General features: G+C 68.6%; 20 protein-coding genes and 5 pseudogenes. 9 read left to right on the forward strand and 16 right to left on the reverse strand.

Going from position 1 to position 25,116, the window contains the following annotated elements; genetic code table 11:
* Nucleotides 1-44: 44 nt before the first annotated feature.
* Nucleotides 45-662 carry a VOC family protein gene (locus ACIQ7M_RS19510; protein WP_355776054.1) on the reverse strand — a complete coding sequence of 206 codons (618 nt, stop codon included), beginning with the start codon at nucleotides 660-662 and terminating at the stop codon, nucleotides 45-47.
* A 128-nt stretch (nucleotides 663-790) separates the two neighbouring features.
* Nucleotides 791-1,339, reverse strand: a complete 549-nt coding sequence (locus ACIQ7M_RS19515; RefSeq protein ID WP_403645714.1) for a hypothetical protein — start codon at nucleotides 1,337-1,339, stop codon at nucleotides 791-793.
* 229 nt (nucleotides 1,340-1,568) lie between these two features.
* Between ACIQ7M_RS19515 and ACIQ7M_RS19520 the strand changes: the two genes are divergently transcribed.
* A complete protein-coding gene (locus ACIQ7M_RS19520; protein ID WP_403645717.1) occupies nucleotides 1,569-2,594 on the forward strand; it encodes an alcohol dehydrogenase in 1,026 nt (341 codons plus the stop codon).
* A gap of 74 nt (nucleotides 2,595-2,668) precedes the next feature.
* Here ACIQ7M_RS19520 and ACIQ7M_RS19525 read toward each other — a convergent pair whose 3' ends face one another.
* Entirely contained in the window at nucleotides 2,669-3,295 is a 627-nt protein-coding gene (locus ACIQ7M_RS19525; RefSeq protein ID WP_403645720.1) for an HD domain-containing protein, read from the reverse strand.
* Between the two features lie 493 nt (nucleotides 3,296-3,788).
* Between ACIQ7M_RS19525 and ACIQ7M_RS19530 the strand changes: the two genes are divergently transcribed.
* A complete protein-coding gene (locus ACIQ7M_RS19530) occupies nucleotides 3,789-8,063 on the forward strand; it encodes a discoidin domain-containing protein (protein WP_403645723.1) in 4,275 nt (1,424 codons plus the stop codon).
* 135 nt (nucleotides 8,064-8,198) lie between these two features.
* Here the strand turns inward: ACIQ7M_RS19530 and ACIQ7M_RS19535 are convergent, their stop codons facing one another.
* A complete protein-coding gene (locus ACIQ7M_RS19535) occupies nucleotides 8,199-9,083 on the reverse strand; it encodes a hypothetical protein (protein ID WP_403645726.1) in 885 nt (294 codons plus the stop codon).
* 160 nt (nucleotides 9,084-9,243) lie between these two features.
* Between ACIQ7M_RS19535 and ACIQ7M_RS19540 the strand changes: the two genes are divergently transcribed.
* The 3 genes from ACIQ7M_RS19540 (at nucleotide 9,244) to ACIQ7M_RS19550 (ending at nucleotide 11,792) form a co-directional block, all read left to right on the forward strand.
* Nucleotides 9,244-9,483, forward strand: coding sequence for a hypothetical protein (locus tag ACIQ7M_RS19540; protein ID WP_355772004.1), 240 nt, complete (start codon nucleotides 9,244-9,246; stop codon nucleotides 9,481-9,483).
* Entirely contained in the window at nucleotides 9,483-9,860 is a 378-nt protein-coding gene (locus tag ACIQ7M_RS19545; RefSeq protein ID WP_355772006.1) for a fic family toxin-antitoxin system, toxin component, read from the forward strand. The genes ACIQ7M_RS19540 and ACIQ7M_RS19545 overlap by 1 nt, the downstream gene beginning before the upstream one ends.
* A gap of 375 nt (nucleotides 9,861-10,235) precedes the next feature.
* The gene (locus tag ACIQ7M_RS19550; RefSeq protein ID WP_403645730.1) at nucleotides 10,236-11,792 is read left to right on the forward strand and encodes an FG-GAP and VCBS repeat-containing protein; all 1,557 of its coding nucleotides are present in this window, start codon (nucleotides 10,236-10,238) and stop codon (nucleotides 11,790-11,792) included.
* A gap of 80 nt (nucleotides 11,793-11,872) precedes the next feature.
* On the opposite strand, the gene ACIQ7M_RS19555 is transcribed toward ACIQ7M_RS19550, so the two are convergent.
* The gene (locus tag ACIQ7M_RS19555; protein ID WP_403645733.1) at nucleotides 11,873-12,379 is read right to left on the reverse strand and encodes an NUDIX domain-containing protein; all 507 of its coding nucleotides are present in this window, start codon (nucleotides 12,377-12,379) and stop codon (nucleotides 11,873-11,875) included.
* A 123-nt stretch (nucleotides 12,380-12,502) separates the two neighbouring features.
* On the opposite strand from ACIQ7M_RS19555, the gene ACIQ7M_RS19560 reads away from it, so the two are divergent.
* Nucleotides 12,503-13,318 carry a hypothetical protein gene (locus ACIQ7M_RS19560; RefSeq protein ID WP_403645736.1) on the forward strand — a complete coding sequence of 272 codons (816 nt, stop codon included), beginning with the start codon at nucleotides 12,503-12,505 and terminating at the stop codon, nucleotides 13,316-13,318.
* A gap of 91 nt (nucleotides 13,319-13,409) precedes the next feature.
* Here the strand turns inward: ACIQ7M_RS19560 and ACIQ7M_RS19565 are convergent, their stop codons facing one another.
* From ACIQ7M_RS19565 to ACIQ7M_RS19590, 6 genes and pseudogenes are all read right to left on the reverse strand, one after another.
* Nucleotides 13,410-15,131: an acyl-CoA dehydrogenase family protein gene (locus tag ACIQ7M_RS19565; protein ID WP_403645739.1), complete on the reverse strand. Its 1,722-nt coding sequence runs from the start codon at nucleotides 15,129-15,131 to the stop codon at nucleotides 13,410-13,412.
* A 75-nt stretch (nucleotides 15,132-15,206) separates the two neighbouring features.
* Nucleotides 15,207-15,812 (reverse strand): PadR family transcriptional regulator, encoded by a 606-nt coding sequence (locus ACIQ7M_RS19570; RefSeq protein WP_403645742.1) that lies wholly within the window; start codon nucleotides 15,810-15,812, stop codon nucleotides 15,207-15,209.
* Nucleotides 15,813-15,992: 180 nt separating this feature from the next.
* Nucleotides 15,993-16,316 (reverse strand): DUF3040 domain-containing protein, encoded by a 324-nt coding sequence (locus tag ACIQ7M_RS19575; RefSeq protein WP_403645745.1) that lies wholly within the window; start codon nucleotides 16,314-16,316, stop codon nucleotides 15,993-15,995.
* Nucleotides 16,317-16,386: 70 nt separating this feature from the next.
* Nucleotides 16,387-16,863, reverse strand: a complete 477-nt coding sequence (locus ACIQ7M_RS19580; RefSeq protein ID WP_403645748.1) for an Asp23/Gls24 family envelope stress response protein — start codon at nucleotides 16,861-16,863, stop codon at nucleotides 16,387-16,389.
* Nucleotides 16,864-17,089: 226 nt separating this feature from the next.
* Nucleotides 17,090-17,821 (reverse strand): ABC transporter substrate-binding protein, encoded by a 732-nt coding sequence (locus ACIQ7M_RS19585; RefSeq protein WP_403645751.1) that lies wholly within the window; start codon nucleotides 17,819-17,821, stop codon nucleotides 17,090-17,092.
* A gap of 101 nt (nucleotides 17,822-17,922) precedes the next feature.
* Nucleotides 17,923-18,171, reverse strand: a pseudogene (locus tag ACIQ7M_RS19590) (ABC transporter substrate-binding protein); the annotation flags it as partial.
* 592 nt (nucleotides 18,172-18,763) lie between these two features.
* On the opposite strand from ACIQ7M_RS19590, the pseudogene ACIQ7M_RS19595 reads away from it, so the two are divergent.
* Nucleotides 18,764-19,454 (forward strand): annotated as a pseudogene (locus tag ACIQ7M_RS19595) (transposase); the annotation flags it as partial.
* 40 nt (nucleotides 19,455-19,494) lie between these two features.
* On the opposite strand, the gene ACIQ7M_RS19600 reads toward ACIQ7M_RS19595, so the two are convergent.
* Complete coding sequence (locus tag ACIQ7M_RS19600) at nucleotides 19,495-19,977, reverse strand: NADAR family protein (protein ID WP_403645754.1); 483 nt, start codon at nucleotides 19,975-19,977, stop codon at nucleotides 19,495-19,497.
* Nucleotides 19,978-20,604: 627 nt separating this feature from the next.
* Between ACIQ7M_RS19600 and ACIQ7M_RS19605 the strand changes: the two genes are divergently transcribed.
* Together ACIQ7M_RS19605 and ACIQ7M_RS19610 are read left to right on the forward strand one after the other, a co-directional pair.
* Entirely contained in the window at nucleotides 20,605-21,462 is an 858-nt protein-coding gene (locus ACIQ7M_RS19605) for a hypothetical protein (protein WP_403645757.1), read from the forward strand.
* A gap of 68 nt (nucleotides 21,463-21,530) precedes the next feature.
* Entirely contained in the window at nucleotides 21,531-22,040 is a 510-nt protein-coding gene (locus ACIQ7M_RS19610; RefSeq protein ID WP_403645760.1) for a hypothetical protein, read from the forward strand.
* Nucleotides 22,041-22,636: 596 nt separating this feature from the next.
* On the opposite strand, the pseudogene ACIQ7M_RS19615 reads toward ACIQ7M_RS19610, so the two are convergent.
* From ACIQ7M_RS19615 to ACIQ7M_RS19630, 4 genes and pseudogenes are all read right to left on the reverse strand, one after another.
* Nucleotides 22,637-22,740 (reverse strand): annotated as a pseudogene (locus ACIQ7M_RS19615) (transposase); the annotation flags it as partial.
* Between the two features lie 118 nt (nucleotides 22,741-22,858).
* Complete coding sequence (locus ACIQ7M_RS19620) at nucleotides 22,859-23,089, reverse strand: hypothetical protein (RefSeq protein WP_403645763.1); 231 nt, start codon at nucleotides 23,087-23,089, stop codon at nucleotides 22,859-22,861.
* A 443-nt stretch (nucleotides 23,090-23,532) separates the two neighbouring features.
* Nucleotides 23,533-24,666, reverse strand: a pseudogene (locus ACIQ7M_RS19625) (HEAT repeat domain-containing protein); the annotation flags it as partial.
* A pseudogene (locus tag ACIQ7M_RS19630) lies at nucleotides 24,630-25,070 on the reverse strand (GntR family transcriptional regulator); the annotation flags it as partial. The pseudogenes ACIQ7M_RS19630 and ACIQ7M_RS19625, both read right to left, overlap by 37 nt.
* Nucleotides 25,071-25,116 lie beyond the last annotated feature (46 nt).

Consider the following 25,116-nt stretch of genomic DNA (forward strand, 5'->3'; position numbering starts at 1 on the left):
ACGTGGTCGCCGTCAGGTCATTCACCTGCCGAAGGGCGATGCGTTCACGACGGCAGTTCGGTCCCGGCCTGCTCACGCACCATGTACAGGGCGTACCAGTCCGGCCAGTTCGGGTCCTCCGCACCGATGCGTGCCTCATGCACCCCGTGCGCGGCAGCGGCGCGGCGCAGCGCGCTCGCCAGGTCCTCCGCGGAGGCGAACGTCGTGGTCGCGGGGTCGAGGCGTCCCGGGAGCCGGGTGGTGATCTCCTGGAGGAGCCAGCCGTTGCCGTCCGGGTCGCTGAAGGACAGGAACGAGCCGTAGCTCGTGCGCTGCGGATCCGGTCCCGGCACCCGGGCGTCCGTTCCGGCGTGGTGGAAGACGCCGCCGGCGTCGTGGAACACCTCGCTCGGCTCGGCGCCGAGCCGTTTCAGCTCGTCGTAGGCCGCGTTGATGTCGTCCACGATCAGTTGCAGGCCCTGAGCCGAGCCCGGCGCCTGTGACGTGACCGAGGTGCCGAAGATGACCGACGCCGGCGAGCCCGGCGGCGTCACCTGCACCACCCGGAAGCTCTCGTCCGGGGCGATGTCCGCGTCCAGCCGCCAGCCCAATCGCGTGTAGAAGCTCTTGGCACGGTCGACGTCGGACACCGGCACCACCACGATCTCGAGTTTCATGTCCATGACTGACACTGGCCTCCGCTCGTAACGCGTACAAGATGCCGACACGTCGAGACTCGCACGGCCGGACGCGGGCCGCGCCCGGGAATCCGGCAGAGGGCGGCCTGGCCCACGCCGTGCCCGGTAGCCGCCTACGATCTGTGGCAGACGGCGCCCGTGCCGAGTCGGCTGAGCAGCCAGAAGGCGATCGCGGTGCCGGTGCCGTAGGCGATATGCGCGCCGAGATCCCAGGCCAGGGTCTCGGCGTCGTACTGCCAGATCGGTTTGTAGAGCCCCGCGATCGGCAGGGCGATGTAGTCACCGGCGAACACCGCGGCTCCGAACGGCACGCCATACACCGGGGAGGGTCTGGGCAGTGATCCGGCCAGGATGCCGTAGGCCGCGCCGACCGCCGATCCGTAGGCCCAGTGAGCGATGGTGCTCGTGAGCCAGGCGGAATCATCAGGAAGCCGTCGCTGGGTGAAGCCCTCGATCACCCGCTTGGCCACCTGCCCGGGATCAGGGGCCTTCTCCCAGTTCTCGACCGGTGCGAATTCCCAGGTGGGCGGGCTGTCCGTCCCGCCTGCGCGACGGTACTTCAGGTAGTGGACGGCATCCAGGCACACCGTTCCGACCGCCCCGGCCAGCAGGCCGGCCGTCACGGCCTCGAGGGGAGTCAGCGGAATCCTTGGGGAGCGCATGACGCAATCTCCTCATCGCTCGGGGCCGGGAGGGACGGTCGCTGTTCTTCAGCGCCGGACTGCGGTCGGGAGACATTGAGCCCGCATCGAGTATCCGGCGGCCGGGACGCGCACGCACGAGGAGAGCGTCGGCGGGGCGGCCACGTCCAGTACAGGGCTCGACGCGCGTGATCGCCCCGGACCTGTTGCCCTGGTATGAGGCCCTTGCACACGTCCGTCGGAGGGACCCATGAACAACTACCGAGTCGCGCAGGTGACCGCCCCGGGCGGCACCTTCGAAATCGCCGAGCGAGAGGTACCGCAGCCCGGCCCCGGACACGTGAGAATCGCCGTGGAGGCGTGCGGTGTCTGCCACAGCGACGCCATTTTCGTGGAAGGCGGTCTTCCTGGTATTTCGTTCCCGGAGGTGCCCGGTCACGAGATCGCCGGGCGGATCGAGGAACTGGGCGAAGGGGTGCTCGAGCGGGGGTGGCAGGTCGGCGACCGCGTGGCGGTCGGCTGGTTCGGCGGTAGCTGCGGCCACTGCAAGCGCTGCCGTCAAGGCGACTTCATCGTCTGCGAAAACCTGAAAGTCCCGGGCTGGGCCTACGACGGAGGCTTCGCGGACAAGATGATCGCGCCCGCCGACGCGCTCGCCGGAATCCCTGACGATCTCGCGGCGACCGACGCGGGGCCCATGGCATGTGCCGGTGTGACCACGTTCAACGGATTGCGGCGCAGCCCCGCTGAGCCAGGAGATCTCGTCGCCGTCCTCGGCTTGGGCGGCCTGGGTCACCTCGGAGTCCAGTACGCGGTCGCCATGGGTTTCGAGACCGTGGGGATCGCCCGCGGCGCCGAGAAGGCGGAGTTCGCCAAGCGACTGGGCGCCCACCACTACATCGACAGCACCGCGGACGTCCCGGTCGCGGAGGCGCTGCAGGCCCTCGGCGGTGCGAGGACCGTGCTGGCCACCGCCGGAAACTCCCCGGCCATCAGCGCGACCGTGGATGGCCTGACACCGCGGGGTGAGCTGGTGATCATCGGAGCGGATCCCTCACCCATGCGCACCACCCCCGCCCAGCTGCTTTTCAGCGGCCGTGTCGTCCGCGGCCATCCGTCCGGCACCTCGCGGGACGTGGAAGACACCATGGCCTTCAGCGTCCTGCACGGCATCCGGCCGATGACCGAGACCGTACCGCTGGCCCACGCCGACGAGGCCTTCCAGAAGATGCTCTCCGGAGCGGCCCGCTTCCGGATGGTGCTCACACCCGCCTGACTCCGGCCGGCCATCGACTAGCGCGGAGGCCGGGCAGCGGGCTATCCCACCGGAGTCGGGCAAGGCCCGCTGGATCAACCGACCGGGCGGTCCAGCGGGTTCGCCCGGACGCGCTCATCGAGTCCGCCCCGGACCGACACGGCCGGTGAGCTCCGCGGCTTGCGGGCGGCCTGGTCGTGGAAGCAGGCCAGGAACTCGTCCGAGAGTCCCGCGCGCGGGTAACGGGCCAGCACGTCCGCCTGGAACCCGGCGGTGAAATCGTCCAGATGCCGCCCCGAGATGTCCACGCCGGTGGCCCGCTCCAGCAGATGTCCCTCCGGGTCCTCCCGCACGTCCACCGTGTCCCACATGTGCCGGACGATGACCTCCGACAGGCGCTGGCGACGCTCCGTCGGCCACCCGGCTCCCGCCGCGAACACCCAGGCCACGTGCCCGCCGGCCACGTCGAAGTCGACCGTGTGACTGTCGAACTCCGCGACCAGGCCGATGTCGTGGAGCAGCGCGGCCACGTAGAGCAACTCGGCGTCGTGCTCGATGCCTTGCCGCGCGGCATGCGCGGAGGCCCACACGTAGGACCGCACCGAGTGGTTGAGCAGCGCGGGGGAGCAGTACGCGGTGGCGACTTCGAGGGCGGCGGCGCAAGCGGCCGTGTCGGGGGCGACGGGGACGGTCAGGTCTCCGCGGGGGCTGAGATCAGTCATACCGCCGAGTATGCCTCCCCGTTCCGTCTCGGCCGCTCCCATTTCGCTGTCGAGGCGGCTGCTCCTCGATGGGCCAGGTCCGCGAGGGGATGAGCCGTCGTCCGGGGTGTGGTTGGCTTTCACGGCTCCGCATCATCACGCAAGAACTTGCGTTGCTTGCGTTCGCTTGCAGTGCTCCGTTGCCCGGCGCGACGAGCCTCTTGTATTGCTCCAAATGTCGGTCCTGTGGGCGTGCTTGGCCAACCGCCGACGTTGAGGCGCGGGTGTTGATGGTGAAACTTGTGGCGTCCTGACGGTAGACGTGCTCGCACCGCTCTGCAATATTGCGATGAAACAATGCAAGAAGCTGCGCGTATGTCCTTTCATTGTGGACGGTCTACGCGCTTGCAGCCGCCTCTTGCCGTTCGTTATCACGCGCCTCTGCTCTGCCCAGGAACGAGCCGACCCCCGCCGCCCCTCCGGCGCGCGAACCTCCGCAGGGAGTGAACCCCGCATGACTCCACACAAGCCGAGATCCTGGAGACGCCGCGCAGCGACCGCCGCGCTGGCTTCCACCGTCATGGTTCTGGGCCTGCCCGCCGTCGGTGCCCACGCCGCAGGCGGTCCCAACGCCGCCGCGGACACCGCCACCAAGGCCGGCAGCGCCCGCGCCGCACACGCGGCCGTCAACGTCACCGACGGCGACACCGACACGTATTGGCAGGCCGGAAAGAAGTCCGCCCAGTGGGTGCAGACCGACCTCGGGCGGACCAAGCGCGTCCGTCAGGTCGTGCTGCGCCTGCCCGAGCACTGGCAGACCCGCAAGCAGACGCTGGCACTTCAGGGCAGCGCCGACGGAAAGAGCTTCGCCACGCTCAAGTCGTCGGCGCAGTACGTCTTCAGCCCCGGCAACGACAACACGGTGAAGGTCTCCTTCCCCGCGACGCTCGCCCGGTACGTACGGGCCGACTTCAGCGGCAACTCGGTGGCAGCCACGGCCCAGCTCGCCGAGATGCAGGTCCTCACGGCCGCCGCGTCGACCCCCAACCTCGCGCAGGGCAAGCCCTTCACCGAGAGCGGGCACGCCGACGTGTACCCCGCCGCCAACGCGGGTGACGGCAATCGCAACACCTACTGGGAGAGCGCCAACAACGCCTTCCCGCAGTGGCTCCAGGTCGACCTCGGCTCATCGGTCAAGGTGAACCAGGTGACACTGCGGCTGCCCGGCGGCTGGCCCAGCCGTAGCCAGACCCTGAAGGTCCAGGGCTCCACCGACAACCAGAACTTCACCGATCTGACGGCCTCGAAGGCGTACACCTTCGACAGCTCCAACGACCAGTCGACCACCATCGCCCTCGACACGACCACCACGCGGTACGTGCGCGTGCTGATCACGGCCAACACCGGCTGGCCCGCAGGGCAGTTGTCCGAGCTGGAGGTCTACGGACCCGCCACCGGCGACACCCAGGCGCCGACCGCTCCCTCGAACCTGGCCCTCACCGAGCCGGCCACCGGCCAGATCAAGCTGACCTGGAACGCGGCGAGCGACGACACGGCCGTCACCGGGTACGACGTCTACGCCAATGGCCAACTGCGGGCGAGTGTCGCCGGGAACGTCCTGACGTACACCGACACCCAGCCGGCCGGCACCGACATCACGTACTTCGTCCGGGCCAAGGACGCCGCGGGCAACGTCTCCACCAACAGCAACAGCGTGACCCGGCAGGGATCGAGCGGGGACACCCAGGCACCGACGGCCCCCGGCAACCTCGCCTACACCCAGACCGGCAGCGACGTGAAGCTCACCTGGCAGGCGTCGAGCGACAACGTCAAGGTCACCGGATACGACGTCTACGCGGGCGGCCAGCTCGTCAAGTCCGTCGCGGGCGACGTCACGACGTACACCGACACCCCCTCGGCGACGGCCACCGTCACCTACTACGTGAAGGCGAAGGACGCCGCCGGGAACGTGTCGGCGGCGAGCAACAGTGTCACCCGGACCGGTTCGACCGGCTCCGGATCCAACCTCGCCCAGGGCAAGCCCATCGAGGCGTCCTCCTCCACCTTCACCTTTGTCGCCGGCAACGCCAACGACGGCCAGATCGGCACCTATTGGGAGAGCGGAGGCGGCGCCTACCCGGCCACACTGACCACCAAGCTGGGGGCCAACGCCGACCTCGCCCAGGTCGTCGTCAAGCTCAACCCGGACGCCGCCTGGGCGACCCGCACCCAGAACATCCAGGTGCTCGGCCGTGACCAGGACGCGACGGCCTTCACCAGCCTCGTCGCCGCGAAGGACTACACGTTCAACCCGTCGAGCGGGAACACCGTGACCATCCCCGTCACGGGGGCCGCCGCCGACATCCAGCTCAAGTTCACGTCCAACTCCGGCGCCCCCGGCGGGCAGGTCGCCGAGTTCCAGGTGATCGGCACCCCGGCCGCCAACCCCGACCTCACGGTCACCGGCATCACCAACACCCCCGCGGTGCCGGTCGAGTCGGACGCCATCAGCCTGACGGCGACCGTCACCAACAGCGGGACCAAGGCGTCCAAGGCCACCGACCTCAACTTCACCCTCGGCGGCACCAAGGTCGCCACGGCCGACGTCCCGGCACTCGCCGCCGGCGAGACCAAGACGGTCACCGCGAGCATCGGGGCACGGGACGCGGGCAGTTACGCGGTCGGCGCCGAGGTGGACCCGTCGAACAAGGTGATCGAGCAGAACGACGCGAACAACACCTTCACCCGCTCCGACGCCCTGGTCGTCAAGCCCGTCTCCAGCTCGGACCTCCTGGCCGCACCGGTCTCCTGGACGCCCTCCAGCGCTTCGGCGGGCGACGAGGTCAAGTTCACCGTCGCGATCAAGAACCAGGGCACGGTGGCCTCCGCCTCCGGCGGCCACGGGGTGACGCTGACGGTCCAGGACTCCAACGGCGCCACGGTCAAGACGCTCAGCGGCTCCTACAGCGGAGCCATCGCCGCGGGCCAGACGACCGCACCCGTCAGCCTCGGCTCGTGGACGGCCGCCAACGGCAAGTACACCGTCAAGACCGTCATCGCCGACGACGCGAACGAACTGCCGGTCAAGCGGACCAACAACACGACCACGCAGGCCCTGTTCGTCGGCCGCGGCGCCGACATGCCGTACGACATGTACGAGGCGGAGGACGGCACCCTCGGTGGCGGCGCCAAGGTCGTCGGACCGAACCGGACCATCGGCGATGTCGCCGGCGAGGCGAGCGGCCGCAAGGCGGTGACCCTCAACGGGACCGGGCAGTACGTCGAATGGACCACCCGCGCGGCCACCAACACCTTGGTGACGCGCTTCTCGATCCCGGACGGCACCGATTCGACGCTCAACGTCTACGTGGACGGCCAGTTCCTCAAGGCGATCGACCTCACCTCGAAGTACGCCTGGCTGTACGGCAATGAGACCGCGCCCGGCAACTCGCCCGGCTCCGGGGCCCCTCGGCACATCTACGACGAGGCGAGCCTGCAACTCGGCAGGACCGTGCAGGCCGGCTCCAAGATCCGGCTCCAGAAGGACACGGCCAACTCCTCCACGTACGCGATCGACTTCATCAACACCGAGCAGGCGACGGCGGTCGCCAACCCCGACCCGGCCGCGTACGCGGTCCCGACCGGATTCACCCACCAGGACGTGCAGAACGCCCTCGACAAGGTCCGCATGGACACGACCGGCAAGCTCGTCGGTGTCTATCTGCCCGCCGGTGACTACGAGACCGCCAGCAAGTTCCAGGTCTACGGCAAGGCGGTCAAGGTCGTCGGAGCGGGCCCGTGGTTCGCGCGCTTCCACGCACCCTCCTCGCAGGAGAACACGGACATCGGCTTCCGCGCCGACTCCACGGCCAACGGCTCGACGTTCGCCGGCTTCACCTACCTCGGCAACTACACCTCCCGCATCGACGGCCCGGGCAAGGTGTTCGACTTCGCCAACGTCGCGAACATCACCATCGACAACATCTGGGTCGAGCACATGGTGTGCATGTACTGGGGCGCGAACACCGACAGCATGACCATCAAGAATTCTCGCATCCGTGACACGTTCGCCGACGGCATCAACATGACGAACGGCTCCACGGACAACCATGTCGTCAACAACGACGCGCGTGCCACCGGCGACGACAGCTTCGCCCTCTTCTCAGCGATCGACGCCGGAGGCGCCGACGAGAAGAACAACCTGTACGAGAACCTGACATCGACGCTGACCTGGAGAGCGGCCGGCATCGCCGTCTACGGCGGCTACAGCAACACCTTCCGCAACCTTCGCGTGGCCGACACCCTCGTCTACTCCGGTATCACCATCTCCTCGCTGGACTTCGGCTACCCGATGAACGGCTTCGGGACCGAGCCCACGACCATCGAGAACGTGTCCCTGGAGAGGACGGGCGGCCACTTCTGGGGCTCGCAGGTCTTCCCCGCCATCTGGGCGTTCTCGGCCTCGAAGGTCTTCCAGGGCATCCGGGTCAACGACGTCGACATCGACGACTCCACCTACGGAGGCGTGATGTTCCAGACCAACTATGTCGGTGGGCAGCCGCAGTTCCCCGTGAAGGACACCATCTTCACGGACATCTCCATCACCAACTCCAAGAAGAGCGGGGACGCCTTCGACGCCAAGTCCGGATTCGGCATCTGGGCCAACGAGTTGCCGGAGCCCGGTCAGGGACCCGCCGTCGGCGAGGCCACCTTCCGCAACCTGCGGATGAGCGGCAACGCCCAGGACGTCCGCAACACGACCAGCACCTTCAGGATCAACGTCGAGTAGGTGCCGGACACCACCGATCGGTACGGGGCCGCGCTCACAGGGGGCGGCCCCGTACCCGTACCCCGTGCTTCGAACGAGTGCCGCATGTGCGGCCGTTTCGGAGCCGGGTGTGCCCTTTGCCGTGGTTATGGTGGGTCAACGCCAGCTGGGCGAGGCCGAGTAGGGCTCCCCGTAGGGTACGGGCCTGCCGGTGAACGCGTCGAGGAGGATGCGCTCACCGACCGGGCGGCGCAGCTTCACCGTCACCTTCTCGGTGAGCGACTGGCTGGTGCACGGTCCGTCGGAGGTGCCACGGATCGAGGCCGAGAGCACCACGCTCTTCCCGGTCTCGAGCACGTCGACCGCCGGGCCGTCGTCGCACGCGCCGTGCTTGGCGAGCACGGTGAGCGTCCGGCCGTCCTGCGCGACGGTCTTCAGCCCGGAGAGCGGTACCAGTTCGTCCGTCTCCTGCTGTACGGCCCCGATCGGGGAGGGGGGCCGTTTCGAGGGGGTGATCGCGACGCGTTTGAGCGGGGTGTCGTAGCCCTTGACCGTGAAGAGCCAGGCGGGCACGGTCGCTTTTCCCCTGCTGGTCAGTACCGTCATGCTGCCGAGCCGGGCACCGGTCACGGTGAGTGCTGGGCCGGGGTTCTCGCCGCGGTCCAGCTTGTCGTAGGCCGCTCGTGCCGAGGTGAGGGGGAGGGTCAGCGAATCGCCGTCGCGCCACCGGACCTTCGCCTGCTTCTTCGCCGTGTCGGGAAGGTGGGTGCGCAGTTGGAAGTTCTGGGTGGCGTAGGCGCGTTTGTCGGCGTCGTTGTGGAAGGCTCCGTCGGGCAGTTGGACGGCGTCGCCGAGCGGGTAGTAGCCCTGGCGCCAGACACGCGCCGCCTCGGAACCCTCCCAGGCGGTGGCGACCCGGCGGGCGCGCTCGGCGGTGTCGACGTCGCGGACACTGTTGCCGGCGGGTGCCCTGTCGTCGCCGCATCCGACGGCGGCGGCGGCGACGAGGCCTAAGGTGACGAGCAGTTTGACGTACCGCATGATGCCCCCATGAAGACGGTGGAATGGAGTCGAATACGACGCCAGACCTGTGACGCCCAGGGCCTGCCGGACGTTCAGTCCGGCAGGGGACGATACGTGCTGGAGCCGCCGGCTTCCCCGTTTCCCCGCCTAGGGTGGTAACGACTGTTACCATGCCGGTATGGCGAAGACACAGCTGGGCGCACGCGTGGACGAGGAAGTCGCGGACCTCGCGAAGAAGCGAGCCGCCGACCTGGGGCTCAGCATCGGGGACTATCTCGCCCGACTGGTGCAGGACGACACCAGCGGCCTGCGCGCCCGAGCCGTGGACGCGGCCGCCCGCTTCCTGACCGAACACCAGAGCGTCTTCGACGAGGCCGAACAGGCCCAGCAGTCGGCTCGGGGAGCGCACGCGGCCTGATGGATCTGCACATCGACGTCCCCTGGATCCTGCAGGTCGCCGAGGCCGCCGGAGCCAACGATCCGGCTCCGGACGACTACGGCGTACCCGCGTCGGCGGTCGCCCGCCACCGCGCCGAGCTGTTCGAGCAGCCCGTCTACGAAGGCCCGTACGCCAAAGCCGCCGCCCTCGTACACACCCTGGGCCGGTGCCGCTGGCTGGAGCGCTCCAACCTCGCCGTCGCCGCGGCCAGCGGTGTCATGTACCTCGAAGCCGCCGGGATCGGCGTCAAGCCCGTACGCGCGGACGCCATCGCCCTCAAGGACCTGCTCCTCGACCCCACCTGCACCGCCGGAAGGATCGCCGCACTGCTGCGAACCTGGCCCACCACGACCTGACGCCCACCGGCCAGGCACTGCCGGACGTCTGGCAGGTGGGACGGACCGGGCCGGGCGAACCGGCCCACGAGCCGGGCTCTGAACCTCCACGTCATCGTCCGCGGATCATCACGTGCGGTCGGGCAACGCGTTCCCGGCCGGCGGGTCTGATCTGACAGGGTGAGCAAAGGATCATATCCGCGCGCCTGCGCACCCGCCCTGTTCGATGTTCCTGGAGGGACGCCGATGCACCGAGGCCGACCCACACACGCCCGGGGCTCGGCGCTGGCCATAGTGATCGGCCTGTCCATGACGGCTTGCACGGGTGCCGACCCCGGCGAACCCCAGCACAGGGCGAAGGGCAGGGTGGACGGCCCCCCTCCGGCCAGTTGGTGTGTGAGCGGCACGCCGAGTGCCTCGACCACTGCCGGCAAGCCCCATCGTGGTCCGCTCCATGACGACTTCAACGGCGACGGCTACTCCGATGTCGCCTTCCCCGTCCCGCACGGAGACCTCAGCCGTGGGAAATCCCGTCGGAAGCCGGGCTATGTGGCCGTCGTGTACGGCTCGTCCCACGGCCTGCGGATCTCGTCCAAGCAGATCTTCGACCAGGACAAGCCCGGCGTGCCGGGGGTCGGCGAACCGGGTGACTACTACGGCAGCTCCGTGACCACCGCGGACCTCGACCAGGACGGGTACGCGGACCTGATCGTCGGGTCCCGGGAGAACAGCGCCGACGAAGCGTACGGAAACGGTGGAGTCGAGGACGGGCAACTCCGCCGGTATCACTGGCAGGGATCCCTCTCGGTCGTCTGGGGAGGCCGGCACGGGCTGTCCGGCTCGGTCACACTGCCCAACCGCGCCGGCTCCCACGACGGGGTCGGTGCGCTCATTGTGGCGGGGGACTTCGACGGCGACGGCGCGCCGGATGTGGCGACCCAGGTCCGGGGTGGCGACCTGCGCGTCCTGTCCGGGCCGTTCGGGCAGGACGGCACGCCGGCCGGCGGCGTGCACGACGTGAAGGGCCCGCGCAAAGCCGGGATGAAGGACCTGGCCACCGGGGACGTGAACGGGGACGGCATCACCGACCTGGTCTCCGTGGGTGAGACGGAGACCGGCAGCATGCGTCGAGGCGACGTCGTGTACTGGAAGGGCACCCCTGACGGCCTCGCCGCCGGCGTCGCGCTGAGCGGGATCCACGGTCCTCAGGATGCCGGTCACGCGGTGGCCGTCGGGGATGTGAACGGCGACGGCTACGCCGACATCGTCACCAACGCCTTCTTCGAGTTCGTCGCCCGCGACAGCGGCGCCGGCGGCAGCGGGGTGGAGGAGGACGAGTACGCCAGGAAGTACCGGTTGCCGCACCTCAAAAGCGGCGCGGTCGTCTATCTGCCCGGCGGCAAGAGCGGCCCCGATCTGGAGAAGATGACGATGCTCAACCAGGACAGCCCTGGCGTACCGGGTGTCGCCCACAAGGATTCGGGAGCCGACGAGGAGGGCGGGACCGAGTACTTCGGCGCCGGCGTCTCGGCGGGCGACATCGACGGTGACGGGTACGCGGACGTATCCGTCGGGATACCCGCGAAGGACGTCGGCGGCGCGGACGGCGCGGGCAGTGTCCTCGCGATGCGGGGAACCGCGCACGGCCTCACCGGAGACGGCGCGCAGCTCCTCACCCAGGACACCAGTGGCGTGCCCGGCGTCGCTCAGGGCGCCGACGCCTTCGGGGCCGCTACCAAGATCGTCGACGTGGACGGCGACGGCCGTGCAGACCTGCTCGCCGGCGGTGAGGTCGCTCCGGACGGCACCCCGCACGGCGCTCGCGGCGCGGTCTGGGTGTTTCCGTCGACGGCGTGCGGGGTGACCGCGAAGGGCTCGATCGTCATCGGGCCCAGCACCCTCGGCGCCCCCAAACAGTTCGATTCCGCACTGGGCGCGGACTTCAATTCCTGACTGCGTGATCCGTGATCACAGCACGCCTGCGATGATCACACGCACCTTCGTGCCTCTGACCCAGCTCATGAACACCGCTTCTACGAAAGCGACGGGTCAGCACGACAGGCGAGATACCGAACGAAAATCTCCTGACTGTCAGGAGTGAAGGTCCACTGCTGCAGACTTCGCCGCAGCTCGGACTCGGTCAGCCACCCGTGCCAGGCCACTTCTCGCGGATCGGGGGCGCCGATCTCGGGAAGCACGGCATCGCACACCGCAAGCCAGTGAGGGCTGAGCCCGCCCCGGCTGAGGAACTTGAACCGAAGGCACACGGTCGCCCACACCCCCAACTCCTCACCGAGCTCGCGGGCAGCAGCCTGCTCATAGGACTCGCCGACTCCCGCAGCGCCCCCGACACCGAGTTCGTAGTGCCCCGGAAAACGGGACAACTGCTCGGCACGCCGATGAACGAGAAAGCGACCTTGCCTGTCGCGACACACCACCACGCCGACCCGGTGAAGCCAGCCCTCCCGAACAGCGTCCCGCCGACTGACCACCCCCAGCACACGATCCTGCGCGTCGACGCGTTCCACGAATTCATCCACGAGGCACACGATCGCAGAGCCCTCTGACACTCGCCCGGACGAACTGGACTCGACATCGGCGAGCTACCAAGAGGCCAGCAAATCCGATGGCACCGACAGCCTTCCGGCGACAAGACTGCACCGGTGAACGCCCTGCCACCGCCGCCCGACCCGCTCCTCCAGCCAGTGCGGGACCCGCGCGCCCGCGACCTCGTTCTCGACTATGCGGACATGCACGCCCTGGTCGCCGACCTGGTTCTGCCCGGCGACGCGTCGATGTACGTCATGAGCGCGATGGAAACCTCCCGCGAGCTCATCCGGCACTCCTACTACCGTTACGAGTTCGCCACCGTCGCCGTCACGCATTCCCTGTTCGCCCTGGAGCACGTCCTCGCCGAGCGCTTGGCCGCGAGGGAACCGCTCCACGTCCTCATCGAGCGGGCCACCGACGCCGGGCTGATCACGGCCGCACTCGCCGCCGAACTCGACCGCGGCCGACTGCTGCGCGACAAACTCGTGCGGGGCTCCGCGTCGAGTGCCGCCCTCACCCCGCTCCGCTCCGTCGCGATGGTGCGTGCCGTGTTCGACGCCGTCTCCCTGCTCCTTCGCCCACCGTCCATTGCAGAGGCGACAGCCGCCGACGTGGGCGCTGCGCAGCCGGAGGGAGACCTCGCCCGGCTGTGGGAGGACCACCTGCACGCACCATTCCCCGACGGCTTCCGCGGCGTGGACTTCGACGGCGTGGACCTGGTCCTCCTGGACGCCGACATCGCCGGCCTCGTGCGGAGGGAGCTGAAGGGCGGACTCGACGACAGTGGTATCGCCTGTCTCTGGGGGTGCATCGCCGACCTCGACAAGATCGTTCCTCTGATCAACGAGGAGTACTGCGCCTCCTACTTCACGAAACTTCGGACCATGGCCCAGGTCGCGGCAGCGCCCTACATACCCACCGCGACCTGACCAGCCCGGCCGGCTGCCGTGCCGCGGTGCAGCACGGCAGCCGGCCGAGGCCGAGGCGGCCGGAGTCCTCGCCCTTCAGGGCGAGGAGATGTCAGAGCGACATCTCGTACGCCCCGGACAGTGCCTCCACGCGCTGCCAGATCTCGGCCGAGCGTGCCTCGTCCACGACGGGGCGTCGGATCGCGCCGAGCGCCCAGGTCTGCTGCTGCTCGGTCGCGGAGTCCTTGCCGTGCAGTTCTACGCAGTGGCCGGAGAAGTCGCGGACCAGGACGGAGAACAGTTCGTCGAGCACCGACGCGTCCAGGTCCGTCAGACGCGCCTGCTCCAGGATGAGCTGTCCGTGCACCACCAGCGCGAACAACTGGCCTACGGACAGGAGGAAGTCGAGGTCGCGGCTCTGCGCCTCGTCGGGGGCCTTGGTGGTGACGAACTCACACAGGGCGTCGGCCTGTTCGCGGAAGCGGGCGACGTTCGGGACCTCGGCGTAGACGTCGTAGGCGGCACGCCAGTCGTGGAAGCGAACGGAACCCAGGCCACGCGCAGGTCCCTGCCGGAAGAGGAAGTCGTCGTCGGCCGCGTCGAGACGGGTCGGCACGGCGGGCACGTCGATCGGCTCGAGCAGGTGGTTGCGCATGAACTTGAGGATCAGCGCGAGGTTGACGTGGACGGTGCCCTCGAGCTTGGGCAGGCCCCGGATCTCGACGGCGGCCTGGGAGAAGTAGTTGTCCTTCTCGAAGCCCTTGGCGGCGATCACGTCCCACATCAGGTCGATGACCTTCTCGCCCTCCGTGGTCACCTTCATCTTCGTCATCGGGTTGAAGAGGAGGTAGCGGCGGTCCTCAGGACCGGCCGTACGGAAGTAGTCCACGGCGCGGTCGCTGAACAGCTTCATGCCGACGAGCCGGACGTACGCCTCGGTCAACTCCCGGCGGACATGCGGGAAAGCGGTGACGGGGCGTCCGTAGAGGACGCGGTTCTGCGCGTGGGTGACGGCCTCGTACATCGCGTGCTCGCAGATGCCGATCGAGGCGGTGCAGAGGTTGAACTTGCCGACGTTGACCGTGTTGAGGGCCGCGTCGAAGGCGGCACGGCCGGTGTGCAGGACGTCTTCGGGGGCGACCGGGTAGTTCTCCAGGCGGAACTCGCTGACGAACTTCGAGGAGTCGACGACGTTCTTCACCAGGTGGTACGCCGGGTGGCGGCTGTCGGCGGCGAAGAAGACGTATCCGTCCGGGCCGTCGACGTCGGTGCGTCGGCCGAACACGGAGACGAGACCGGCGGCGTTGCCGTTGCCGATGTAGTACTTGGAGCCACTGGCCAGGAAGCCGCCGTCGGATTGGGGCTCCAGCAGCATGTCGGTGGAGTAGATGTCGGCGCCGTGGGCCTTCTCGGACAGACCGAAGGCGAACACCTCGCCCTGGGACAGGAGGTCCGCGGCACGCGCGCGAGCCGCGGCGTTCTCGCTCTGCCAGACCGGGCCGAGACCGAGGATGGTCACCTGCCAGGCGTACCAGTAGTCGAGACCGTAGAAGCCGAGGATCTCGTTCAGGGCGGCGATCCGGGCGGTGTCCCAGCGCTGGTCCTCGTCCGTGGCGGCGGAGGCCGGGGTCAGGAAGGTGGCGAACAGCCGCTCCTTGGCGGCGAAGGCGAGGAAGTCACCGAGCCAGGCGCGGGTGCGGTAGTCCTCGATGATCCGGCGCTTGCCGCGCTCCTCGAACCAGTCGACGGTGGCGCGCAGCAGCCTGCGCGTCTCGGGGTCGAAGTGCGCCGGGTCGTAGGTGTTCGGGTTGAACAGCAAGGGAGTGGTGGTCACAGAGGTTCGCCTTCCGGGGGTTGGGAGTGAGGGGTTGGGAGTTACATGACGGGGAGACGGCGGAAGCGGGGGTGGTCAGGCCGACCGCCGCGCAGGGGCGTCCCGCGGGTCGCCGCCCGTGACGTCGGCCGTCGTGCCGAGGGTGCGGAGCGTGGCGAGCACGTCGTCGAGCCAGGCGATCGTCATCCGTTCGTACGCGATGCCACCGCGGAGCACGACGTGCTGGAGTTCCTGACCGGCGTCGAGCGGGGCGGGCGCGTCGGGACCGGTGAAGTCACGCAGTTCCCCGGCGAGATAGCGCACGAGCCGGTCGCTGTGGATCCGGTGGTGCCGCTCGACCTCGTCGACGAGCGCCGCCGGGTCGTCGAAGGCGGCGCCGCGGATCTTCACCGCCAGCTCGTGGCGGATGCTCTCCGGTTCGATCGGCTCGTGCAGCCACTGCGAGAGGGCGACACGCCCGGGGCCGGCGACCGAGTACACCTTCTTGTCCGGTCGCCCTTGCTGCGGCACGTCCCGGACGGCGAGGACGCCCTCGCCCTCCATGCGCTTGAGCACGCGGTAGATCTGCTGGTGCGTGGCGGTCCAGAAATACCCGATGGACCGCTCGAAGCGGCGGGCCAGCTCATAGCCGGACCCCGGCTTCTCCAGCAGGGACACGAGGATCGCGTGTTCGAGCGCCATACCGCACAGCTTTCTATGCAACTCGTTGCATAGACAAGCGCCGAGACCCGGGTGAGACACGGCTCACCCGGGCCACCGCCCGCAGCATGGCGCCCCGCGCGGTGGTGACGGCGGCGTGGCCGACCTGCCCGCGCGGGGGAGCCGGGACGACCTGTGCCGGACCCGGCGGCCGTGAACCGGTCAGAACCACGGAGTGAAAGGGCCCGTGGCTCTGATCCAGCGGCCCAGCAACCTGACGAGCTGCAGCACGGTCAGCGGCCACACAACCGCGAAGCACCAGAGGAGTGCGGCCTGCGACGTCGTGATACCGACCACCGCGAGAACCACCGAGCAGATCAGCATCAGGACGACCGCTATCGGCAGGCGGCGTCCACCGGACCGGCGACGCGGCGCCGGCTCGTGGTCCGGCTCGTGGTCCTGTAGCAGCCCCTTCTCTATCTCCGCCAGCGCGGCTCGTTCGCGTGCTGTGAGACGGACACCGTCCGCGTGGTCCTTCTCGTCCACGGCGACGCACCTCCTGAGCGTTCTTCCACGGTGGCCGGTGGGCGCGAGCCTCCGGTGCCGGGGCAGCGGGTCACGTCACGCGAGGGCCGTCCTGTGGTTCCTCTTCCGGTTCGTCCGGCAGACGCACGTCGCCGACGGCGACGTTCACCTCGACGACCTCCAGACCGGTCATGCGCTCGACGGCGGTGATCACGGCGACGCGCATGTCCGCGACCACGTCCGTGATGGGGTAGCCGTACTCGACGACGACATCGAGGTCCACGGCGGTCTGCCGTTCGCCGACCTCGACGCTCACGCCGCGGGTCTGACCAGGGCGCCCGGCGGGCACCCGGTCGCGGACGGACCCGAGGGCCCGGGTCATGCCCGTGCCGAGGCCGTGGACGCCCACCACCTCGCGTGCGGACGCCGCCGCGATCTTGGCCACCACGCCGTCGGCGATCGTGGTCCGTCCCTTGCCTCCCGGATCACCGGTGCCGGAGCGCCGGAGCTCTTTGGTCCCGCCCGTTTCGTTCTTGGTGGTCGTGGAGCGAGTGGTCAGGTCCGTCATCAGGACCTCCTCGGTCTTCCGTGCGGACACCTCGCGTGACACTCAAGGGAGACGGCCCTTGTCCCTCAGCCATCGTCACACGAATGGCCCAATTCGTGCGATCCGGGGCGAACAGTGCGATGTCTGAACCGGAGGGCGTCGTCGCGGCGCTCGCGCCGCGTGGGCCCGTAGATCCGCGTCCGCCGGACGCGGACGGGAGTCCCCGGCCTCTCGGCCGGGGACGACGTCACTTCTGCCAGCCGACCGTCTCGGGGAGCGGGTTGTAGAAGATGGTCGCGCCGACGTTGGCGAGGCCCTTCTTCACGGCGTACGTCGACGGGCCGCTGAAGAGCGGGAGGAAGGCGTACTGCTGGAGCGCCTTCCGCTCGACCTCGTTGGCGGCCGCGGCCTGCCGGCCCAGGTCGGCGATGGTCGTGGTGGCGCGGATCTCCTCGTCGAGTGCGGCCGAACCCGCGCCCGTGATGTTGGAGGCGCGGTCCGAGCAGTAGAAGTCGCACAGGTAGCGGGCGCCGAACGGGTCCATGGAGCGGTTGCCCGAGACGAACAGATCGAACTTGCGGCCGCTGAGGATGCCGGCGAACTCCGCCTCGTCGGCCTTCTTGATGACCAGCCGGATGCCGACCGGCTTCAGCATCGCGGCGAAGGCGCCGGCGGTGGCCTTGTCCAGCGGGTCGTCGCCGAGGAGTGTGTAGCCCACCTCGAGCTTCTTGCCGTTCTTGGCCCGGACGCCGTCGCCTCCGGACTTCCAGCCGGCCGCGTCGAGCGCCTTCTCGGCCTCGTCGGGCGCGTACTTCAGCACGGCCGAGACGTTGTCCTCGTAGCCCTTCTGGAAGCTGTACAGCACGGCCGAACCGGGCAGCGGTTCCTTGTAGTCGAGGCCCTGGAACTGGATCTTCGCGATCTGTGAGCGGTCGATGCTCTCCTCCACGGCCTTGCGCACGTCCTTGTCGGCGAGCACGGGAGACTTCGTGTTGAAGTACAGCGAGTACTCGAAGGGCTTCCGCCGCTGCGGATCTCCGTGCCCTTGAGCCCCTTGACCTGCTTCAGGCTCTCGGCGTCGACGGCCGAGACGTAGTCGAGCTGGCCGTTCTTGAAGGCGTTGACCGCGGCGGTCGATTCCAGGTTCACGTAGACGCGCTGGTCGAGCTTGCCCTTCTTGCCCCACCACTTCGGATTGCGGACGAAGGTGATGTTGCCCGAGTGGGTGTCCCACTTGCCGACCGTGTACGGACCCGCGCCCCACTCCGGGTGGGCCTTCTTGACGTACGCCTTGTTGAAGTTGCCGACCGTGGCCGCCTTGGGATGCAGGAAGGTGGTGAACGGGCTCGACCAGGAGGCGTTGACGTCCTGAAGGTGATGACCGCCTGCTTGGCGCTCACGCCCTTGTCCACCGAGGTGATCCGGTCGTAGCCGTCCGTCGACGAGGCGGCGTACGCCTTGTCGGAACCGCTATTGGCCTTCCACGTGGCCTTGATCGCGGTCCAGTCGATCGGCGTGCTGTCGTTGAAGACGGCCTTGGGGCTGATCGTCAGCGTCACCCTCTGGTTGCCGCCCTCGACGGACACCTTCACGTCGCTTGGTACAACGCCGACGCGATCACGTACGCGCCGACCGGCGAGGTTCAGTACAACCCGGACTACTACAACGACCAACTCCGAACTGACGAGGGACCGGTAGCCCACCTCGTCGTTGACGGAGACCCCGGTGGGCGACCTGCCCCAGTCGAAGTGGAGGGCCACCGAGGTGAACCAGTCCCACCATCGGTGGACGAGCGGTAGCGCGGGTCGAGGTTGTACGGCGCGAGGGCCCGGTCGATCTGTGCTTCGCTGCGGACGGGCCGCAGTTCTTTGAAGTTCGACCGTGGATCCAGAAACCAACTGGCGAGAAAGTACGTGGCGTCCGGGGTGTCACCTTCCAGCGCACCAAGACGTGGAAGGAGTCCCCGGATCCCGATGGTGACGCCAAACTCGACCGCATCGAGCATGTCCTGGACCGCTTCCCGGACCGGGTCTTCGCGTTCGACGAGTTCGGCCCGCTCGGCATCCGGACCACCGTGGGCTCGAGCTGGGTCGAACAGCGACGTCCCGACCGGTTGCCGGCCACCTACCACCGGACGCACGGAGTCCGGTACTTCCATGGCTGCTACTCGGTCGGAGACGACCGTCCGTGGGGCATCAACCGCCGCAGGAAAGGCGCCGCCAACGCGCTGGCCGCGCTGAAATCGATCCGCGCCGCCCCCCCCGACAGCGCCCCGATCTACGTGATCATGGACAACCTGCCCGCTCACAAGGGCACCGACATCCGCCGCTGGGCCAAGAAACACAAGGTCGAACTGTGCTTCACCCCGACCTACGCCTCCTGGGCCAACCCGATCGAGGCGCACTTCGGACCGCTGAGGCAGTTCACCATCGCCAACTCCCGCCACCCCAACCACACCGTGCAGACCCGGGTCTGCCCGCCTACCTGCGGTGGCGCAACGCCAACGCCCGCCACCCCGACATACTCGCCGCACGACGCCGAGAACGTGCCCGCATCGCAGCGAGAAGGGCATCCGCTGGGGAGGGCGCCCCGTCCTCGAGACCGGGGCCTGACCCGTCCTACGCATGCGGCACATCGCACACATTTCCCAGGTCACCGCCTCGGGCGGCGGATATCGCTGTCGGGAGCTTCGGCGAGTTCGGCGTGCAGCTGGCTACGGGTGCGCACCAGAATCCGCCCGAGCATGTTCTTGCCGTTCCCGGTCCTGCCCCGACCCCAGTAGCGATCGGCGGTGGTGTCCTCGACGATCTCTTCGTCACCGGTGGAGAGCAGAATGTCACGGATATCGGCATGCGCGCGGAACTTGGTTGCCACCGCACGGCGCATCACGTCGTCCTTGACCCGCTCCCAGTCCCTCCGCAGAGGTTTTGACGAGTCACGGCCCAGCTCCGCTGCCCGCAGCGGCGTGCGAGCACGCCGGACGAGATCCGCGTGGCGGGTTCCCTTGAATTTCTGCGCCTGGAAGTAGTGCTCCGAGGTCGCCCACCGGACCCCGTCGAGGTCGAAGCCGTGATCGGAGAAGTTCGAGAAGCATCCATAAGGGACTTCATCGGTGCCATAGAAGTAAATCGTCATGGGATCCTCACGGATGTTACGGAAACCCGCACCGTCTCAGGCATGCCTCAGCCCCTACAACCAGTTTTCTTCGCCAGGCCCGGCCTTTCAACGCACCAACGACCCGGCAAACATTGCCGGGCAGAGCACTGGGCACGCGGTGGCCACGCCGGCGCCCTGCTGGATGAGGGCAGCGATCTAGGGGGTGGCCAGGGTGAGGAGATCTCCGCCGTGCAGCGGGGCCGCACCCATCGACGTGCACAGGCAAACCCTCACCGGCTGAATCTCAGCCAGGCTCCCCACAGATGCTGCGGGCCGGGGCCGTCAAAACGGGCTCCGTGAGTCCATACGACGAATGGGGCTTCGCGTTCGCTCGCGGGACGTCTGTGCATGGGATCCGTCGACCGCTGGTTACGTGGGCCGGGCAGTCTCGGCCCGCTCGGATCGGGATCGGGAACCCAGCCGGTCTTCATCGGGGCACCATGTCCGGTGACCCGCACTGGACTGTTACACCGGGCCGGGAGAGGGCTGTCTCAAAGTAACCGACGATTCTTAATAGTTTTTGGGTTCTTGATCGTGTTCTGTTTAGAGTCGCCACTTGTGCCGACTTCTTGTGTCCGGCACAGACCTGCAAGGGGGAAGAAAAGAGTGAACCGAGTCAAAAACACCGTGGGTGCGATAGCAGCCACAGTCCTGCTCGGCGCCTTCAGTGTTCCGGCAGCTGCCTCGACCAGCAGCGACGCCGAAGCAGCTGCGGCCAACCCGGCCTACCGGGTCCTCAAGCACCTCGAATACTCGGGCCCGGGCAAGGCGTCGTTACGCGTGGGCTACTACGACCACACGCACGACAAGGGCTTCGGCTGGAACAAGGTCAAGAAGAAGCACAACATCACGAAGTATTCCGCAGTCGAGTACATCGCCAAGTCCCCGAACCGAAATCGGGTCGGAAGCTCGACGACTTATCACATGACCGGGTATGCGGGGAAGTATCGTTGCCGCAACGGGGTGTGCACTCTCGTCAAGCAGTTCAAGATGATCCTTTCGGTCAACGAGAAGGTACAGCGTGACGGCCAGGACAAGGGCGTCATCACCATGTACTGCGTGGGAATTGTCCGGTGCCCCAACTGGGTCAGCACCACTCTGGCCAAGGAGAACCGCTCCCTTGCCGCTTCCGAGGAAGGGAGCATCCCGGAGGAGGACGCTCCTGACAACTCGCAGGCTCCATCGGACGAGGTCGTGGACGAGGCTGACCTCGAAGACGAGAACACGCCCGTGGACGGCAGCGCTCCGGCAGACGAGGGCGACGCTGTCGACGGCACCGAGACGTACCTGAGCTCCTACCAGCCGCTGGCGAACTCCATGTCCGCCGCCGCGCCGACAGTCGCACTGACCGCCTTCGGCAGTGAAAGACTGGCCGCCTCCTACCGTCCCCTCGCCTGGACCATCCCCGTCTCCGCCACTGAAGACCGGTACCGCTACGTCGGGTCCTACAACCGACTCCGGTAAGCCTTCGATCTGCACTGGCCGCCCCCGCCGGTCGGGGGCGGCTCTCCACCGCCCAGGAAGACACGTTCGTGGCCGATCAGGACAGCGAATTCCTCACCCATGCAGCAGAGGTCGCCTTTGACCTCGGCCTTGACCGATTTCGCGTCACCAAGCTCACGCTCCGATCCCGCGCTATCGAATTCACCGAAGTCAGCGGCCCGTCAGAGCCGCCTGTCTACTTCGAAGGCGAGCCGCCCGGAATCGGACGCGAGGCACGCCGCACGTACGACTGGCAGCCCGCAGCCGGCGCGCCGGCCTGGATGAACATGGCGTGGTTGCTCGACGATCTGGCCGCATGGGTCGATCAGATGGCCGAGGACCGCATCACCCTGATCGGCATCGAGGCGCCGGACCCGCACGGCTGTGACGTCCTCGTCCTCGACGGCGACAGCCGCTACCGAGTCCGGATCGCGCTGGCCGACCGACCCGATGTCCTGGACTTCCCGGGCATGTATCTGCGGGAGATGTTTGCCGAGGGTCGCTATCGCACCTACCTGCTGGAGAACCGGCCGGTCGTCGACCTGCGTGGCATCCTCTGAAAAGTCGGTGGTCGTCATGCCCCCGAGCTGTAGCAGCCATGACTACAGGCCGAGTTCTGCCAGTCATGCCTGCCGCTTGGCTGCGTAGCTCTCAACGAGTTTCGTTTGTCGATGAGTTGGGGTGTCATTCAAGGGCCGATGGACCGGTGGATGTCGGCGAGTTTCGGGTGCTGGCACAGATCTTGTTTGCGCCGTGAGGCGCTGTTGGTTCGAGTGGAGGCGAAAGGCCTGCACCAACGCCGCAGGGTTGTTGAAGCTGAGGGCAGCCCAGGGCTTCGGCGTAGTCGCGTGACGTCCGGTTCGTGATCATCCGAGGCCGAGAAGTGCGAGCGGGCGGCGAGGGTTGCGGGCATTGCGGCGGAGACCGGCCGCGATGTTCTTCACTCCGGCCGTGCGGAGGGCTCCGATGGCGAGGTTGCGCCAGGTGGCCATCGGGCGGGGCGCGTTGCCGGTCCGCAGCTTCTGGTTGCAGTACCGCGAGTGCGGTGGCGGGAGCTTGTGGCGCGCGTGACCGGCAGGACGCGCCAGCCGCAGCGGGACCAAGAGCAGGGCCAGGGCCAGGAGCTCGCGCTCACCCTCGCTGCTTTGCTCCTGTGCTCGTTGGGGAAGTGTCCACGGGCTTGACCGCCGGCCGGATCCGCGCGTTCACCGACTCGGTCGCATTCGTCGTGCAGACGACGCGTCGGATCTCGGTGTCGAAGCGCGGCTGCACATTCTCACCGAGATCAGGAGGGCGAGATCACCGACCACCTCGGCTGTGACAAGCACGATCCGGCCGGCAAGGACGGTGGAAACCCCTGATCCGGCTGGAAGGTGAGTCACCGAGATCGTTTGGCGGCGTTTGCCCGATACTGTTCCAGTACGCCAATGGACAGTGCCGATGCGGCCATCAGCCCGAACACGATCGAGCTCGAACCACCGCTGTGCTCTCGCTCCCAGACACGGAATCCGACCAGCAGGACAACGACTCCGAACAGCACGACCTGCATCCACCTGATGGCCACGGCCCGCTGGCCGTGGCCATCAGCGTTGCTGTCTCTTATGCGCACCGGGGCTCCTCTGTTTCCTCAGTGCGCCGACTGTACTGGTGCAGGAAGTCATCGAAACGACCCAACCCGGTGGACCTTCCGGTCACAGCACTAGCGGGGAGGGGGACCATGGTGGGGATATGGGACTGCAGCACCGGAGCGCCGGGCCGCGGTGGCGTGCTCACACGTCCCGGCGACAGAACCCGTCGAAGAGGTAGACGCGACGCGAGGGCCAGAAACCCGTCAGCGTGACGAAGAAGGTCGTCATCACACCAGTGAACCCGTTGGCATCCCGAGACGGCAATGCAAAGCGTGTTCGGCCGGCCCTGGAGGACGGCGGGGCCGACCGGCGGGGCCGACCGGCGAAGGCCGACGGGGCTGGCCGTCGTCGGCCCCTGTCCGGACATGTCCCTCGCATCACGACCGCGCCCCGCTCTCCCGGTCGGGGCGCGCGAAGGCCGTCGTCACACCGCTCGCGTCGCGTAGGCCCGTACGTCCGCGTCCGAGTCCGAGTCCGTCGTCGCCGTGGCCAGGGCCGCGCGGGTGTCCTCGGTGGCGCGGTGACGGGTCAGCGCGAGTACGGCCGCCTTGCGTACGTCGGCGTTCGGGTCGGCGAGAGCCTTGGCGAGGGCGGGGACGGCCGTGCCGGGGTCCGCGGCCGACAGGGCCGTGGCGGAACCGGCCCGGACCTGCCAGGCCGCGTCGGACAGGGCCGCCACCGCCAGGGCGTCCAGCGGTGGCGGGCAGCCGGTGGCGGCCAGTGCCGCGTAGGCGGCCGCGCGCACCAGGGCGTCCGGATCGGCGATGAGCTCCGCCAGTACCGAGCGGGCCGGGACCGGCCCGGATCCCGCCGGGCTCGTGTCGCCGAGCCGCCTGGTGACAGCGGTGCCCAGCGCCCTGGCGATCGTGACGCGGACCTCGCGGGACGGGTCCCCGGCCGCACGGGCGACCTCTTCGGTGGCGTCGACCGATACGAGTGCCCTTACGGCCTCGATGCGGACGGCGGTGCTGGAGTCGGACAGGGACCCCCGGAACAGTTCGGCGTCGCCGAGGCGGAGGGCGCGCAGGACGTCGAGTGCCGCGGCGCGTACGACGGGGTCGTCGGCGGAGAGGGCGACGGCGAGCCCCTCGCGCAGGGCGTTGTCGGCGGGCAGCGTCTCGACGAGTTCGCGCAGTGAGCCCGCCGCGGCCTCCCGTACGCCCGCGTCGGCGTCGACGAGCGCGGCGGCGAGGGCCGGTCCGGTGCCGGGCGGCACGGTCTCCGTCAGCACGGTGACGGCGGTCCTGCGGACGACGGGGTCTGAGTCGGTCAAGTAGGGCGCGATGGCGGCGAGTTCGGGTTCCTCCTCCGCGAGCGAGAGGAGCTGGAGCAGGCGAGGCGTGGCAGGTGACCCGGTGGCGGCACCGTGGGGGAGGGCCGTGCCCGCCGGGGTGATCCCGGGCCCCATCGCCACCGGAGCCGCTTCCCGTGTCCCGGCCGTCGCCACCTGCTCGGGGTGGACCTCACCGAGGTGACGGGAAGGACCGCCGACCGGAAGGAAACCGTCGACCGGTACCGCGTAAGGAGGTCGCTGCCGGGCGGGACCTGGAGGCGATCGGCGACCGGGGCCGGTGCCGGTGCGGGACCCACCGTACGGACCTCGTTGGTGACCCGGCCGTGCTCATGGAGGGTTTCGGCGAGGCCCATCAGGCGGTCGAGGCCGTGCCGATACTTCCGGGCGACGACTACCGTGCCGACGCCCGGCTGGCGTTCGACGAGGCCTTCGGCGCGCAGCAGGTCGAGGGCCTCGCGGACGGTGTTGCGGGAGGCGCGGTAGTCGCCGGCGAGGTTCGACTCGTGAGGCAACGTGTCCGTGGGGAAGCCGCCGGTGAGGAGCTGGTGGCGGAGCAGGTCGGCGAGCTGCCGGGCCCGGTCGGCGCGCAGCCGGCGCCGCGCGCGGTGGGCGGCGACGGTGGTCGCGCCCTGGCCGGCGTGGTCTCGGATGCGGTCGGTGGGAGGCACGGATCGAACCCTACCGATCCGCTGGGGAATGTCGTGTTGCCGGAAT

The sequence above is a fragment of the Streptomyces sp. NPDC096324 genome, assembly GCF_044763015.1.
Lineage (GTDB): Bacteria > Actinomycetota > Actinomycetes > Streptomycetales > Streptomycetaceae > Streptomyces.